Source organism: Streptomyces sp. Root431, assembly GCF_001426585.1.
GTDB lineage: Bacteria > Actinomycetota > Actinomycetes > Streptomycetales > Streptomycetaceae > Streptomyces > Streptomyces stackebrandtii.
The window spans coordinates 308956-324488 of sequence record NZ_LMEI01000013.1 but is presented as its reverse complement, the minus strand read 5'-3'; the positions used below and the strand labels follow the sequence as shown (position 1 = coordinate 324488).

Below are 15533 nucleotides of genomic sequence, written 5' to 3'. Positions count from 1 at the left end.
AGCCGTCGGCTCAGGTGACCAGGTTGTTCAGTGCCTTGTACGTGTTCGCCCCCGGCACCCCGTCGAGCGGCCCCGCGTAGCCGCCGGTCTGGGCCAGTCGCTGGAGCGCCACGTAGGTCGCCGTGCCGGGAGCGCCGTCGATCAGGCCGGAGTAACCCCAGCCGCGCAGGCAGGCCTGGATCCCGCCCCAGCTGTACGAGCCGAGGACCCCGTCGGCCGGGCCCGTGTAGCCGCCGAGCGCGGCCATCCGCTGCATCGCCGCGTACGTGTGCGTCCCCGGCGCGCCGTCGATCGGACCCGTGTAGCCGAAGCGCCGCATCACCGTCTGGACGCCCTTCCACGAGTTCGTGCCCATGGCGCCGTCGATCGGGCCCGTGTAGCCGCCCGCCGTCGCCAGGGTCTGCAGTCCCTTGTACGTCGCCGTGCCGGGCGCCCCGTCCAGCGGGCCCGTGTAGCCGTAGCCGCGCAGGACGGTCTGGACGCCCTTCCAGCTGCTCGTCCCCGGTACCCCGTCGAGCGGGCCCGTGTAGCCGCCCGCCTTGGCGATCTTCTGCAGGGTCGTTCCGTCGGCCGTCGAGACCGGGCCGGGGCCCGTGCCCGTCACGCTCAGGTAGGTGCGGACGGCCGCGAAGGTGTACGGGCCGGGGACGCCGTCGATCGGACCGGTGTAGCCGTAGTCGGCGGCCAGCCGCTGGAGACCCTGGTACGTCTCCGGGGCCGGCGTGCCGTCGATGGGGCCCGTGGAGTAGCCCTGGGCCAGGACCGTCTGGACGCCCTTCCACGACAGAGGGCCGAGGACGCCGTCCACCGGGCCCGTGTAGCCGCCGCGCCGGGCCAGCTCCTGGAGCGTCTTCGCGTCGGCCGTCGACAGCGTCACCGGCCCCGTACCGCCCGCCTGCGCGAGATAGCCGCGCAGCCCGGCGTACGTGTTCGGGCCCATGATCCCGTCGACCGGGCCCGTGTACCCGCCGCGCTGGGCCAGGGTCTGCAGTCCCTTGTACGTGTTCGGGCCGGGGGCGCCGTCGACCGGGCCGCCGTACAGGCCCAGCTGGGTGAGGAAGGTCTGGACGCCCTTCCACGACAAGGTGCCCAGGACGCCGTCGAGCGGGCCCGTGTAGCCGCCGAGCTGGGCGATCCGCTGGAGGGTGACGCCGTCGGCCAGCGGGATGTCCGGCGCCGGGTCGGGGAGCGGGTTCGGGCCCGGGGGCGGCAGGACTGCCGAACCGAAGGCGTCCGGCCTCGCCTGGTTCAGGTCGACCGCGACGCCCTTGACCGAGCCCGTGTCACTGAACTGGTGGATCGCCCAGTCCGGATACGCGGTGCCGATCCGCGGGCTGCCGGCCGGAGCGCCGTAGTCCGCGATCCACAGCTTCGCGCCCGTCGCCCGCGTCTGCGGCCAGGACCGGGACGTGAGCAGGGAGGAGTACGTGTAGAGGAACGGGGTCGTGCCCAGGCGGGCCTTCACGATGCCGATGAACTCCGCCGTCTGCGCGTCCGTCCACACCGGGCTCTGGTCGACGCCCTCGACGTCGACCATCAGCGGCTCGCCGGGGCGGTGGTCACGCAGATGGGCGAGGAAGTACTCGGCGTCGGTGGCGGCCGCTCCCCAGCCCGTCATCCAGTAGTGGCCGACCAGGAACCCGGCGGCCCGCGCCTCGTCGACCTGCCGGACGTAGTGCGGCGAGGTGTAGGGCAGATGGGTGCCGTCGTTGGAGCCGCCCGCCTTCACGACGCAGAACCGGAATCCGGCGCTGCGCGCGGCCAGGAAGTCCAGGTCGGCCTGGCTGGTGCCGACATCGATCCCGTACACCGCTTCGGTGGGCGAGGGGGTGGGGGCGGGGCCCGGCGCCGGTGTCGTGGACGGCGGGTGCGCGGACAGCCAGCCCGACACGCCGCGGATCGTGTTCGGGCCGAGGACGCCGTCGATCGGGCCGGTGTAGCCGCCGTCCCGGGCCAGCGCCTGCAGGGCCTTGTACGTCTCGGTGCCGGGCACGCCGTCGGCCGGGCCCGCGTAGCCGTAGCCGCGGACCGCGGTCTGCACGCACTGCCAGCCGTTCACGCCGATCGCGCCGTCGACCGGGCCCGTGTAGCCGCCGCGCTGCGCGAGCGTCTGCAGGACCCGCTGGTCGTCGGCGGTCAGGACGTACGTGCTGCCGCCGGGGCCCGGGGCGCCCACGTCGGCCATCCGCGCACCCACATTGTCCAGGGTCCAGCCCAGGTAGACGAGGCCGGAGAGGGAGTCGTACCGGGCGACGGACTGCGTTCCGATGCGGTAGCCGCCGGGGGCGAAGTCCTCCCCGCCCGACAGGTGGCCCGTCGCCATCAGGCAGCGGGTGCCGCCGCCGTCGAGGTCCAGGGCGACGTGGCCGGGCGTGAGCCGTACGGCGTTGGCCCACCAGTGGAAGGCCCCGCGGGGCGCCGCCGAGTAGTCCGGATGCCCCTCGCCCGAGGCCTCCCACGCGTCGTACGCCGTGCCCCGCGAGCTGCTCAGGTCGCACGCCCGGAACATCAACGACTGGCACATGTCGGCCCAGTCGGAGCCGTTGTCGAAGCCCGCGGCACCACCGTCGGTGACGTGCAGGCGAGCCCACTGCTCGGCTCCGGCGACCGTTCTCGTCACCTCGCACCCCTCGGGTCGGGAACCACGGACAGGTCGGATGCGGCGAGGATCGTTTCCGATCCCACCAGTTGGGCCCGGAGCACGGGTCGGACCGCGACGGTCGGGACGGCGCCGTGCCGGAGCCGGGGGGCGAGGGCGACCGCGCCCTCCGCGTCCGTGTCGAGGTCCAGATATCCGTACCTGCCAGGGGACTTCCGGCCCTCGGACACCTCGAACCAGAGGCTGGGACGGACGGCGTGGAAGGAGCTCAGGGAGAACCGGACCCGCCGGCCGGGCAGCGGCCTGCCGTCCGGCGCGGTCAGGACGAAGACGACTCCCGTGGCCGGGGCGCCGGAGGAGACCAGTGCCCCCGAGGCCGGCCAGCTGTAGCCGGGTGACGAGAACGTCCCCCTGGGGGCGCCCGCCGCCGATGCGGTGCCGGCCGCGGCCGCTCCCGTACCGGCCACCCCCAGGACCAGCCCCGGCAGCAGCGCGCCGGCCGTCCTCAGGAGGGACCGCCGGGACGGCCCCCGTCCTCCGTCATCAACCCACTCGGGCACCTGACCTCCTGGAATCCCGTACCGCCGGACGAACCACGGACCGGACAAGACCACCCCACGGGCCGGACGCCGACAACCCAACGAAAGCGCGGAACCCGTGCCTCGACTCCGCGCTTTCGTTGGGTTGTCGGTGGCGGGGCGGGCCGATGGGATGAGCGGGCTCTTGATGACCCGCGATGACCCGCCAGTCGAGACAGCCAGGGAGAAGCGTTGACCGAGAACGAGGCACGGCACCGTTGTGGCGGCGGCCAGGACGACCAGCACTTCCCCACCGGCATCAGCCGCCGCACGCTGCTGCGCGGCGCGGTGGTGGGCGGCGGCGCGCTGGCCGCCGGCGGGCTCGTGCTGCCCACGAGCGCGTACGCCGTCCCCGCCCTCTACAACCCGTTCGGCGCGTACGCCATCACCGGCCCGTGGGACCCGCCGAACCACAACGGCGTCGACTTCGGCATGGCCGTGGGGACGTCGCTCCCGGCCTGCGGCGCCGGAACGATCGAGAACATCGCCTACAACGGCACCGGCGGCCACACCGTCACCATCCACCACGCAGAGGGCTACCGCAGCCAGTACATGCACCTGTCGCAGTTCCTGCTCGCCAACGGCGCCTCCGTGGCCGCAGGGACGATCGTCGGGCGCTCCGGAGGGGCGGCCGGGGCCGACGGCTCCGGCAACTCGACCGGTCCGCACCTGCACTGGCACGTCATCAACGCGAGCGGCGTCAGGGTCAACCCGCTCTCCGTCACCGGTGGCGGTACGCCCCCGCCCTCCTCCGGGGGCGAAGGGCTGACGCTGCAGAAGATCGCCGGCGCCGGCGGCTACACCGGAGCCCTGGACGGCGTGCCGGGTACGAACACCTGGATGGGCGTGCAGCAGGTCGTGAAGGGCTACGGCTACACCGGCCCGATCGACGGCGCCCCCGGCAGCGGCACGTACTCCGCGCTCCAGCGGATGGCCGCGAAAGGCGGCTACGGCGGCCCGGCCGACGGGGTGATGGGCACCAACTCCTGGAAGGGCGTGCAGACCGTCTGCCGCCGCTTCGGCTACACCGGCCCGATCGACGGCGCGCCGGGGGCGAACACGTACGCGGCGATGCAGCGGATCGCCAAGCTCGGCGGCTACACCGGCCCCGCCGACGGCATCCTCGGCGCCAACTCGTGGAAGGGCCTGCAGAGGCTGTTCACCGGCTTCGGGTACACCGGTCCGATCGACGGGGCGCCCGGCACGAACACGTACAAGGGGCTCCAGCGCATGGCCCAGCTCGGCGGCTACGGCGGCCCGGTCGACGGCGTTCCCGGGGACTACACCTGGGCGGCGCTCGCCAAGCTCGTCTGACCCGTCCCCCTCCTCGAACTTCCCCTGGGCAGGGCCTCTTTCCGAGGCCCTGCCCATAGCCATGCCGCTCAACTATCTTCATCGTTGCGTGCCGGAAGGCTGTCCCGGAGCCGAGGAGGACGATGAGGATCCGTAGCGGGCTGTGGCGGGTCGCGGAGCTGCCCACGACGAGGGCGGGCGTCGAGCGGGCCTTCTCGTACTTCACCGCGGGGGTCCGCCTCGGGACCGTCGCGCAGATGGTGCCCGCGGTGCAGCTCGGGGCGGCGCGGGCGTCGCACGAGGCCGGCTACCTCGCGTGCTGGGGCGCCGCCGCCCTCGCGGCCGTTGCGGTGAGCGTCGTGACGCTCGTGCGCCGCCGGCCGCCGGGCACGGCCGTCTCCGTGCTCGACTTCGGGCTGGCCTGCGCCTTACTCGTCCTGGGTCCCCTGGTGCTCGCGCCGTGGGACCGCTTCGGCACCTGGACCGCGTTCCAGCCGGGGTACGCGCTGTCCGTCATCATCACCGCCGGCGGGGTGCGCGGCCTCGGGGTCTGGGCGGCCAGCCTGCTCGCCGTCTCCCTCTCCTACGTGGTCTACCTCGGCGGCGACGTCGGGAGCGAGATGACGTCGACGGCCGTCGGCAACGTCCTGACCTATGTGGTGTACGCGCTGGTCGCCCGCATGTTCTTCGGGTACACCCGCCGCATCGCGCGCGACGCCGACGCCTCGCGCGCGCGGGCCGCCGAGCTGGCGCGGCGCGAGGAGGAGCGGCGGGCGCAGGTGATGATGCACAACGGCGTCGCCGTCATGCGCCTGCTGACCGAGCAGGGGGACGACGTCTCCCGGGCCCGGCTCGTCGGCCAGGCCGAGGTGGAGCTGCGGCGGATGCGCTCCTATCTGCGGGGCGGGGACGCGTACGCCTCCGAGGGCGAAGGCCCGTCGGCCGGGCTCGTGCCCGTGGTCAGGCGGGTCTGCGAGCGGTTCGCCGACCTGAACGTCGTCGCCTCGCTCGACCTCGGCACCGGCCTGCGGATCCCCGCCGCACAGGCCGAGGCGCTGGAGCGCGCGCTCGGGAGCCTGCTCCTGAACGTCCGCGTGCACGCCCGTGCGCACGAGGTCGTCGTCCACCTCGACGGGACGGGGGAGGGAGGCTGGACGCTGACCGTGCACGACGACGGCGTCGGCTTTGACCCGGCGTCGGTGACCGCCGGGGTCGGGCTGCGCGAGGTGGTCGTCGGCGAGCTGCGGCGGCGGGGACTCGCCGTCGGGATCGTGTCCGCCGCGGGCGAGGGAACGACCGTGACGGTCCGGTCGCGCCCGGGGCCGGAGGCGGCGCCGCCTCCGGAGCCGGCGCTTCCGACCGTACGGGCCGCCTTCGCGGACGCGCCGTGAGGCCGCCCGCGGTGGCGGTCGTCGACGACGCCTCCCTGATCCGCGAGTCGATCGGCCTGCTCATGCCCGGTCTCGACGTCGTCGCCGCGGTCGCGACCGTGGAGGAGCTCGTACGCCGGGCCCCGGCGGTGGACGTCGTCCTGCTCGACCTGCACCTCGCCAACCTCGAACAGCAGCCCGACGCCCGCCAGGGCATCGCCGCGATCCGCACCCTGACCCGCCACGGCTACCGCGTCTGCGTCTACAGCCAGGAGGAACGCCGGTTCGTCCTCGCGGCGTGCCTCGCGGCCGGTGCGAGCGGCATCGTCTCCAAGGCTCTCCCGCGCGACCGGGCCGAACAGCTCTTCCTCGACGTCGCCGCCGGCGGGACCGTCGTGCCGCAGCCGGTCGTCGGCATCCTCGAAGTGCTCGTCCGGCGCGACTGCATCACCCTGCTGAGCGAGCGCCAGCGCCAGATCCTGCACGGCCGCGCCCGCGGCCTGAGCTACGCGCAGGTCGCGCGGGAGCTGTTCGTGAGCGAGTCGACGCTGCGCGGCTACTGGTTCGACCTGACCAAATCACTCTCCGGCTCCCTGCGCGGCCTCACCCCCGGCGAGATCGAGCGCGCCCTCGGGCTCGCGCCGGGCGACCTCCTGGAGTTCTGGGCGGACCCGACGGAGGAGGCGGACGGGGCGGACCGGAAGGAGTGGTGGCGCATCGGCGGCCGGGGCGGACGCTGAGCGTGCGGGTGCGGGTGCGGGTGCGGGTGCGGACACGGGGCGGGTACGGAGAAGCCCCCCACCGCCGTGCGATGAGGGGCTCTTCGTTCCGCGTACGTACGCCGCTACAGCATGCCCAGCTTGGTCAGGCTCAGCAGCGCCACGAGCTGGATCGCCGACGCGCCCAGGGCCTTCGGCCACGGCAGGTCGTGCGAGCGGCTCACCATCATCGTGAGCAGGGCGCCGAGCGCCAGCCAGGTCAGCCAGCCGACGACCTGGACGAAGCCGTTCTCGCCGCCCAGGAAGAGCGCGAAGACGAGCCGCGGCGCGTCCGTGATCGACATGATCAGCATGGACAGGCCCACGGTCGGCTGCCAGGAGCCGTCGCCGCCGAGCTGGCGGGCGAGCGTGTGCGTGACCGCGCCGAGGATCAGCCCGCCGACGACGAAGCCGAGGGCGGTCATCAGGACGTACGGGATCGCCGTCGACAGGGTCGCGTTGATCGCCTCGTCGCGCGCCTTGTCGAAGCCGAAGATCGCGAGCAGGCCGTAGAGGAAGGTGACGACGAGCGCCGGGCCCCAGACGGCGTGGTCCCGCATCCGGAGGAAGGTGTCCGCCGGGCGCAGCACGATGCCGCTCAGGAGGCCCTTCCAGTGGAGGCGGGGGCCCGTGGGGACGGGGGCGGGCTGGTAGCCGCCGCCGCCGTCGCGGTACGGGTCGTCGACGCTGAACATCTGCGTGTGGCCCGGATTGTTCGCCGTGCCGGGGTGCGCCTGCTGCGGCTGCTGCTGCCCGTAGGCGTCGCCGAAGTACTCCGGCTCCCCGTAGGGCTGCTGCGGCTGCCCCTGGGGGCCACCGTGCCGACCGCCCTGCGGGCCGCCCTGAGGAGCTCCGTACTGACCGCCGTACTGACCGCTCTGCTGCGGGGGCCACTGCTGCTGCGGGTACGGCGGCGGAGCCGCGTTGTACCCGTAGGGCGCCTGCTGCGGTTGCTGCTGCTGTTGCTGCGGGGGGCGGTTGTCCCGGCCGCGTCCGTTCCTGAATCCAGCCACGCCCTTGAACGTACCCGCTCGGGCTGTGGGGGCGCTCATCCGGCCGCTCCTTGCCACTGAGCTGTGACATCCCCTAAGGGATCCCCAGGGGACGGCGGCGCCGTGACGCGGTCGGTGGCGAGGCGCGGGGTCGCTGTTACAAATCCGACGTATCACCTCAATATCGGCCTCGTAGCTTCGGAGATGTCAGCGACCCGAGCAAGGAGCTCTTCCGATGCGTGTCACCCGTCGTTCCGCCCGTACCGCCGCCGTCGCCACCGGGGCCGTCGCCGCCCTCCTCCTGCCGGCCGCCGGAGCCTTCGCCGCCGACGCCCCGGGCCAGGACCCGGCCCCCACCGCGACCGCGAGCGACGGCGACCGGACGCCGACCGACGGCGACCAGTCGGTCCTGTGGCGGAACGTCGACCTCGCCGACGGCTCGCTCGCCAAGGTCTACCAGGACGGCCCGGGCCGCTTCTCCGCCGAGATCTACGCGGGCGGGTCCCTGATCGACACCCTCACCACCACCGGGCAGCCCGCCTACGGGCAGAACAACGGCCTCCACGTCACGCTCCACCCGGACGGCACCGTCACGTCCTGGCTGGAGACCGCCCCGAAGCCCACCCCGAAGCCGAAGCCCACCCCGCACCACAAGCCGGCCCCGGCCCCCAAGCCCGCCCCGCACAAGAAGCCCGTCCAGCAGGCGTACGCCAAGGTCACCCTCCCCGACGGGAACACCGCCCGGTTCTTCAAGAGCAAGGGCGAGAACACCTGGCCCCGCGTCGAGATCGCCAGGACCGACGGGCGCGCCGTCGGCACCCTCGACCTGAAGCACCCCACCGCCGCCCACCACGGCTGGACCTACAAGCTCGTCGACACCGGCAAGCACCGCTACAAGCTCGCCGCCATCGACACACCGAAGCAGGGCGCCAACAGCTGGGTCTACGACTTCCAGGGCAAGCTCATCGAGAAGTACACCGCCCAGAAGACCGCCTGACCCATGCGAAGAGGGCCGCCCCGCGATCACGCGGGGCGGCCCTCTCTCACGTACGGGACCTTATGCGGCCGGCTCCGGCTCCGGAGCGGCCTCAGGCTCCGGCTCCGCCGGGGTCTTCACCGAGTCGAGGAGCAGCTGGGCCACGTCCACGACCTGGAGGTTCTCCTTCGCCTTGCCCTCGTTCTTCTTGCCGTTGACGGAGTCCGTCAGCATGACGAGGCAGAACGGGCAGGCGGTCGAGACGATGTCCGGGTTGAGGGACAGGGCCTCGTCGACGCGCTCGGTGTTGATGCGCTTGCCGATGCGCTCCTCCATCCACATCCGGGCACCACCGGCGCCGCAGCAGAAGCCGCGCTCCTTGTGGCGGTGCATCTCCTGCTGGCGCAGGCCGGGGACGGCGGACATGATCTCGCGCGGCGGCGTGTAGACCTTGTTGTGACGGCCCAGGTAGCAGGGGTCGTGGTAGGTGATGAGGCCCTCGACCGGGGTCACCGGGACCAGCTTGCCCTCGTCGATGAGGTGCTGGAGCAGCTGGGTGTGGTGGATGACCTCGTACTCGCCGCCGAGCTGCGGGTACTCGTTGGCGATGGTGTTGAAGCAGTGCGGGCAGGTCGAGACGATCCGCTTCGCCGACTTCGGCTTCTTGGTCTCCGGATCGTCGTCGTCCTCGCCGAACGCCATGTTCAGCATCGCGACGTTCTCCTGGGCGAGCTGCTGGAACAGCGGCTCGTTGCCGAGGCGGCGGGGGGAGTCACCGGTGCACTTCTCGTCGCCGCCCATGATCGCGAACTTGACGCCCGCGATGTTCAGCAGCTCGGCGAAGGCCTTGGTGGTCTTCTTGGCCCGGTCCTCCAGGGCGCCGGCGCAGCCGACCCAGTAGAGGTAGTCGTACTCCGAGAGGTCCTCGACGTCCTTGCCGACGATCGGGACCTCGAAGTCGACCTCCTTGGTCCACTCGACGCGCGCCTTCTTGGCGAGGCCCCAGGGGTTGCCCTTCTTCTCCAGGTTCTTGAGCATCGTGCCCGCCTCGGACGGGAACGCGGACTCGATCATCACCTGGTAGCGGCGCATGTCGACGATGTGGTCGATGTGCTCGATGTCGACCGGGCACTGCTCGACGCAGGCGCCGCAGGTGGTGCAGGACCACAGGACGTCGGGGTCGATGACGCCGTTCTCCTCGGCGGTGCCGATGAGGGGGCGCTCGGCCTCGGCGAGCGCGGACGCCGGGACGTCCTTCAGCTGCTCGGGCGTCGCCTTCTCGTTGCCCTCCATGTCCTTGCCGCCGCCGGCGAGCAGGTACGGGGCCTTGGCGTGCGCGTGGTCGCGCAGCGACATGATGAGGAGCTTCGGGGAGAGCGGCTTGCCGGTGTTCCAGGCGGGGCACTGCGACTGGCAGCGGCCGCACTCGGTGCAGGTGGAGAAGTCGAGGATGCCCTTCCAGGAGAACTGCTCGACCTGGGAGACACCGAAGACGGCGTCCTCGGCCGGGTCCTCCCAGTCGATCTCCTTGCCGGCGGTCGTCATCGGCTGGAGCGCGCCGAGGGCCGTGGAGCCGTCGGAGTTGCGCTTGAACCAGATGTTCGGGAAGCCGAGGAAGCGGTGCCAGGCGACACCCATGTTGGTGTTGAGCGAGACCGTGATCATCCAGGTGAAGGACGTGACGATCTTGAGCGCCGCGAAGAAGTAGGTGAGGTACTGGATCGTGCTCAGGCTCAGGCCGTCGAGGGCCGCGATCAGCGGGTACGAGGCGAAGAAGCCGGGCTCCCAGCTCGTGACGTGGTGCTGGACGCCTTCGAGGGCGCGCAGCGTCATGATGCAGACGCCGACGATCAGGATGACGGCCTCGACGAAGTACGCCTGGCCCGTCTTGGAGCCGGTGAAGCGGGACTTGCGGCCCGCCTTGTTCGGCTTGCTCAGCTGCCGGATCACGATGAGGGTGACGATGCCGAGGACGGTCATCAGTCCGAGGAACTCGGTGAAGATCTCGTACGGCAGCCAGTCACCGATGATCGGGATCAGCCAGTCGGCCTGGAACAGCTGGCCGAAGGCGTTGACGATCGTCAGGAGCAGCGAGAAGAAGCCCACCGCGACGAACCAGTGCGCCACGCCGACGATGCCCCAGCGGTTCATCCGGGTGTGGCCGAGGAATTCCTTGACCAGCGTGATGGTGCGCTGTGTGGGGTCGCCGGTGCGCGAGCCCGCGGGGACCGGCTGACCGAGCCGTACGTAGCGGTAGATCTGCACGATGGCACGGCCGAACAGCGCGACGGCCACCACCGTGATGACGATCGACACGACGATCGCGGCGAGTTGCATGAGGGGCTCCTCGGGCGGGCCTCGCGGGCCTACTGATCTCGCGGGCCTACTAAGCGGTAACTTATTGAGTCCGTGCTGAGATTACCGGGTCACGGCCCCGCGCTGTAGCGGCACTCACGGTGATCTGTGTCGCTCAGGCAAGCCTTCTCAGGCGAAGCTCCCCGGGCGGACCCGCTCGGGCAGCCTTGCCGCGCGACGTCGGCGGACTGCTGGAAGCGTACGCGCCAGGATCGCCAGATCCATCCCCAGCCAGTGGTGGTCCACATAGTGGAGATCGAGCAGCTCGCGCTCCTCCCACGGCAGCTCCGAGCGTCCGCTGATCTGCCACGGCCCGGTGAGCCCGGGGCGTACGGAGAGCCGGCGGCGCCCCTCGCCCGTGCACTCGCGGTGGGCCGGGGCCAGTGGACACGGTCCGACCAGCGACATCCGGCCCGCGACCACGTGCAGGAGCAGGGGCAGCGCGGCCAGCGGGCTCTTCGTCCGGAAGGTCAGCATCGTGAAGGTGCGGCCGCCCATGCCCGCCACCGTCCGGCGCCGCAGGACGCTGCCGCCGGGGGCCGCCCCGCCGAGCGCGACCGAGAGGGCGACGGCGGCGAGGACGGGGGAGAGGACGGTCAGGAGGGCGAGGCCTCCCAGGACGTCGAAGATGCGCTTGGCCGTCATTCCCCACACCCTTCCGAGGGACCGAGTGAGAATCATGGGATATTCGTGGGATATGCCTGCTTTGCCCGGCAAGAGGCACAGCGGACTCTCTCACGCGTGACCCCGTCCGGTCCCGGATCGACGCGCACCGGGCCCCGTATGAGCGAGATAAAGGGCGAAGAGTTGAGCCCCCTCCGCTCAGGTCTGTTGACGCATCGCGGGGTCTCGTGCATCCTTGAGTCAGATCCACTCAAGTCAGTCAGCTGGAGGAATTGAAATGGCACGTGCGGTCGGCATCGACCTGGGCACGACTAACTCCGTCGTCAGCGTTCTGGAAGGCGGCGAGCCCACCGTCATCACCAACGCCGAGGGCGCCAGGACCACGCCGTCCGTCGTCGCCTTCGCGAAGAACGGCGAGGTGCTCGTCGGCGAGGTGGCCAAGCGTCAGGCCGTCACCAACGTCGACAGGACCATCCGGTCGGTCAAGCGCCACATGGGCACCGACTGGAAGATCGAGATCGACGGCAAGAACTTCAACCCGCAGCAGATGAGCGCCTTCATCCTGCAGAAGCTCAAGCGTGACGCCGAGGCGTACCTGGGCGAGAAGGTCGTCGACGCGGTCATCACCGTCCCGGCGTACTTCAACGACTCCGAGCGCCAGGCCACCAAGGAGGCCGGTGAGATCGCGGGCCTCAACGTCCTGCGCATCGTCAACGAGCCGACCGCGGCCGCCCTGGCCTACGGCCTCGACAAGGACGACCAGACGATCCTCGTCTTCGACCTCGGTGGCGGCACCTTCGACGTGTCCCTCCTGGAGATCGGCGACGGCGTCGTCGAGGTGAAGGCCACGAACGGCGACAACCACCTCGGTGGTGACGACTGGGACCAGCGCGTCGTCGACTACCTGGTGACGCAGTTCCAGAATGGCCACGGCGTGGACCTCGCCAAGGACAAGATGGCTCTCCAGCGTCTCCGCGAGGCCGCGGAGAAGGCGAAGATCGAGCTCTCGTCCTCGACCGAGACCTCCATCAACCTGCCGTACATCACGGCCTCCGCCGAGGGCCCGCTGCACCTGGACGAGAAGCTCACGCGCGCCCAGTTCCAGCAGCTCACCTCGGACCTGCTCGACCGCTGCAAGGTGCCGTTCCACAACGTCATCAAGGACGCGGGCATCAACCTCTCCGAGATCGACCACGTCGTTCTCGTCGGTGGTTCGACCCGCATGCCGGCCGTCGCCGAGCTCGTCAAGGAGCTGACCGGCGGTCAGGACGCCAACAAGGGCGTCAACCCGGACGAGGTCGTCGCCATCGGCGCCGCGCTCCAGGCCGGTGTCCTCAAGGGTGAGGTCAAGGACGTCCTGCTCCTCGACGTGACCCCGCTGTCCCTCGGCATCGAGACCAAGGGAGGGATCATGACCAAGCTCATCGAGCGCAACACCACGATCCCGACCAAGCGGTCCGAGATCTTCACGACGGCCGAGGACAACCAGCCGTCCGTGCAGATCCAGGTCTACCAGGGCGAGCGCGAGATCGCGGCGTACAACAAGAAGCTCGGCATGTTCGAGCTGACCGGTCTGCCGCCGGCCCCGCGTGGCGTCCCGCAGATCGAGGTCGCCTTCGACATCGACGCCAACGGCATCATGCACGTGACCGCGAAGGACCTCGGCACGGGCAAGGAGCAGAAGATGACCGTCACCGGCGGCTCCTCGCTCGCCAAGGACGAGGTCGACCGGATGCGCCAGGAGGCCGAGCAGTACGCGGACGAGGACCACCGTCGCCGCGAGGCCGCCGAGTCCCGCAACCAGGGCGAGCAGCTCGTCTACCAGACGGAGAAGTTCCTCAAGGACAACGAGGACAAGGTCCCCGGTGACGTCAAGGCCGAGGTCGAGGCCGCGCTCGTCGAGCTGAAGGACAAGCTCAAGGGCGAGGACACCGCCGAGATCCGCACCGCCACCGAGAAGGTCGCGGCGGTCTCCCAGAAGCTCGGTCAGGCGCTGTACGCCGACGCCCAGGGCGCGCAGGGTGCCGCGGGCGCCGAGGGTGCCCAGCAGGCCCAGGCCGACGACGACGTCGTCGACGCCGAGATCATCGACGACGAGCCCAAGAAGGGTGGTCAGGCGTGACCGAGGAGACCCCGGGCTTCGAGGAGAAGTCCGACGTCCCCTCCGGCGCCACCCCTGACGACGCCACCGAGGCCGCCGACTCCTCCACGGAGGAGAAGGCGGCCCCGGCCGGGGACACAAGCAGCCAGAAGTCGGCCGGTACCGCGGGCCTCACCGCCCAGCTGGACCAGGTGCGCTCCGCGCTCGACGAGCGCACCGCGGACCTCCAGCGGCTCCAGGCCGAGTACCAGAACTACCGCCGCCGCGTGGAGCGGGACCGGGTCACGGTCAAGGAGATCGCCGTCGCGACGCTCCTGTCCGAGCTCCTGCCCGTCCTCGACGACGTCGGCCGGGCCCGGGACCACGGCGAGCTCCTGGGCGGGTTCAAGTCGGTCGCCGAATCGCTGGAGACCGTCGTCGCCAAGATGGGTCTGCAGCAGTTCGGCAAGGAGGGCGAGCCCTTCGACCCGACGATCCACGAGGCCCTGATGCACTCGTACGCGCCGGACGTCACCGAGACGACCTGCGTGGCGATCCTGCAGCCGGGGTACCGGATCGGCGAGCGGACCATCAGGCCCGCCCGGGTCGCGGTGGCCGAGCCCCAGCCGGGCGCCACGCCCGGCACCAAGGAAGAGAAGGCCGACGAGGAGAGCGGTGCCCCCGAAGAGGGGTGACGCAATGATCGTCCGGAAGGAGGGACGTCGATGAGCACGAAGGACTTCGTCGAGAAGGACTACTACAAGGTTCTCGGCGTCCCCAAGGACGCCACCGAGGCCGAGATCAAGAAGGCGTACCGGAAGCTCGCCCGCGAGAACCACCCGGACGCCAACAAGGGCGACACCAAGGCCGAGGAGCGCTTCAAGGAGATCTCCGAGGCCAACGACATCCTCGGCGACCCCAAGAAGCGCAAGGAGTACGACGAGGCCCGCGCCCTCTTCGGCAACGGCGGCTTCCGGTCGCCCGGCGGCCCCGGCGGCTCGTTCAACTTCGACCTGGGCGACCTCTTCGGAGGCGCCCAGGGCGGCCCCGCCGGAGCCGGTGGCTTCGGCGGCGGCGGGGGTCTCGGGGACGTCTTCGGCGGCCTGTTCAACCGCGGGGCCGGCACGGGTACGCGTACCCAGCCGCGCCGCGGCCAGGACATCGAGTCCGAGGTGACGCTCAGCTTCATCGAGGCCGTCGAGGGCGCGACCGTACCGCTGCGGATGTCCAGCCAGCAGCCGTGCACGGCGTGTTCGGGCACCGGCGACAAGAACGGCACGCCCCGGGTGTGCCCGACCTGCGTCGGCACCGGACAGGTCTCGCGCGGCAGCGGCGGCGGCTTCTCGCTCACCGACCCGTGCGTGGACTGCAAGGGCCGCGGCCTCATCGCCGAGAACCCCTGCGAGGTCTGCAAGGGCAGCGGGCGGGCCAAGTCCTCCCGCACCATGCAGGTCCGCATCCCTTCGGGCGTCTCCGACGGGCAGCGGATCCGGCTGCGCGGCAAGGGAGCGCCGGGCGAGCGCGGCGGGCAGAACGGCGACCTGTACGTCGTCGTGCACGTCGACGACCACGCGGTCTTCGGCCGCAAGGACGACAACCTCACCGTCACGGTGCCGGTCTCCTTCACGGAGGCGGCCCTCGGCGGCGAGATCAAGGTGCCGACCCTCGGCGGCCCCGCGGTCACGCTCAAGCTGCCCGCGGGCACTCCGAACGGCCGGACCATGCGCGCCCGTGGCAAGGGCGCGGTCCGCAAGGACGGCACCCGCGGCGACCTGCTCGTCACGGTGGAGGTCGCGGTGCCCAAGGAGCTGGACGACAAGGCACGTGAGGCCCTGGAGACCTTCCGCGAGGCGACCGCCTCCGAGGACCCCCGGGCGGAGCTGTTCCAGGCCGCGAAGGGAGCGTGAC

Annotated in this window: 12 protein-coding genes; 7 read left to right on the top strand and 5 right to left on the bottom strand. The window is 71.3% G+C overall.

The window, feature by feature from the left end; genetic code table 11:
* Positions 1–10 precede the first annotated feature (10 nt).
* Positions 11–2620: a GH25 family lysozyme gene (locus ASC82_RS26920; protein WP_056653239.1), complete on the bottom strand. Its 2610-nt coding sequence runs from the start codon at positions 2618–2620 to the stop codon at positions 11–13.
* Entirely contained in the window at positions 2617–3159 is a 543-nt protein-coding gene (locus ASC82_RS26915; RefSeq protein WP_056653237.1) for a hypothetical protein, read from the bottom strand. The genes ASC82_RS26920 and ASC82_RS26915 overlap by 4 nt, the downstream gene beginning before the upstream one ends.
* A gap of 210 nt (positions 3160–3369) precedes the next feature.
* Here ASC82_RS26915 and ASC82_RS26910 point away from each other — a divergent pair, with 210 nt between their 5' ends.
* From ASC82_RS26910 to ASC82_RS26900, 3 genes are all read left to right on the top strand, one after another.
* On the top strand, positions 3370–4491 hold the full coding sequence (locus ASC82_RS26910; protein ID WP_242427792.1) for a peptidoglycan DD-metalloendopeptidase family protein: 1122 nt from the start codon (positions 3370–3372) through the stop codon (positions 4489–4491).
* 122 nt (positions 4492–4613) lie between these two features.
* On the top strand, positions 4614–5861 hold the full coding sequence (locus tag ASC82_RS26905; RefSeq protein WP_242427791.1) for an ATP-binding protein: 1248 nt from the start codon (positions 4614–4616) through the stop codon (positions 5859–5861).
* Positions 5858–6580 (top strand): response regulator, encoded by a 723-nt coding sequence (locus tag ASC82_RS26900; RefSeq protein ID WP_056653234.1) that lies wholly within the window; start codon positions 5858–5860, stop codon positions 6578–6580. Before ASC82_RS26905 ends, ASC82_RS26900 begins: the two co-directional genes overlap by 4 nt.
* A 104-nt stretch (positions 6581–6684) precedes the next feature.
* Here the strand turns inward: ASC82_RS26900 and ASC82_RS26895 are convergent, their stop codons facing one another.
* Entirely contained in the window at positions 6685–7611 is a 927-nt protein-coding gene (locus ASC82_RS26895; RefSeq protein WP_056654277.1) for a Yip1 family protein, read from the bottom strand.
* A 214-nt stretch (positions 7612–7825) separates the two neighbouring features.
* On the opposite strand from ASC82_RS26895, the gene ASC82_RS30720 reads away from it, so the two are divergent.
* On the top strand, positions 7826–8587 hold the full coding sequence (locus ASC82_RS30720) for a hypothetical protein (RefSeq protein ID WP_056653231.1): 762 nt from the start codon (positions 7826–7828) through the stop codon (positions 8585–8587).
* Positions 8588–8647: 60 nt separating this feature from the next.
* Here ASC82_RS30720 and ASC82_RS26885 read toward each other — a convergent pair whose 3' ends face one another.
* Positions 8648–10903, bottom strand: coding sequence for a (Fe-S)-binding protein (locus tag ASC82_RS26885; RefSeq protein ID WP_056653224.1), 2256 nt, complete (start codon positions 10901–10903; stop codon positions 8648–8650).
* A 147-nt stretch (positions 10904–11050) separates the two neighbouring features.
* Positions 11051–11566 (bottom strand): sugar transferase, encoded by a 516-nt coding sequence (locus tag ASC82_RS26880; RefSeq protein WP_056653221.1) that lies wholly within the window; start codon positions 11564–11566, stop codon positions 11051–11053.
* Positions 11567–11822: 256 nt separating this feature from the next.
* Here ASC82_RS26880 and dnaK point away from each other — a divergent pair, with 256 nt between their 5' ends.
* From dnaK to dnaJ, 3 genes are read left to right on the top strand one after another with little or no spacing between them, the layout of a single operon-like run.
* On the top strand, positions 11823–13667 hold the full coding sequence (dnaK, locus tag ASC82_RS26875) for a molecular chaperone DnaK (protein ID WP_056653218.1): 1845 nt from the start codon (positions 11823–11825) through the stop codon (positions 13665–13667).
* Positions 13664–14320 carry a nucleotide exchange factor GrpE gene (gene grpE, locus ASC82_RS26870; protein ID WP_056653214.1) on the top strand — a complete coding sequence of 219 codons (657 nt, stop codon included), beginning with the start codon at positions 13664–13666 and terminating at the stop codon, positions 14318–14320. The genes dnaK and grpE overlap by 4 nt, the downstream gene beginning before the upstream one ends.
* A gap of 30 nt (positions 14321–14350) precedes the next feature.
* Positions 14351–15532, top strand: coding sequence for a molecular chaperone DnaJ (dnaJ, locus tag ASC82_RS26865; protein WP_056653205.1), 1182 nt, complete (start codon positions 14351–14353; stop codon positions 15530–15532).
* Position 15533 lies beyond the last annotated feature (1 nt).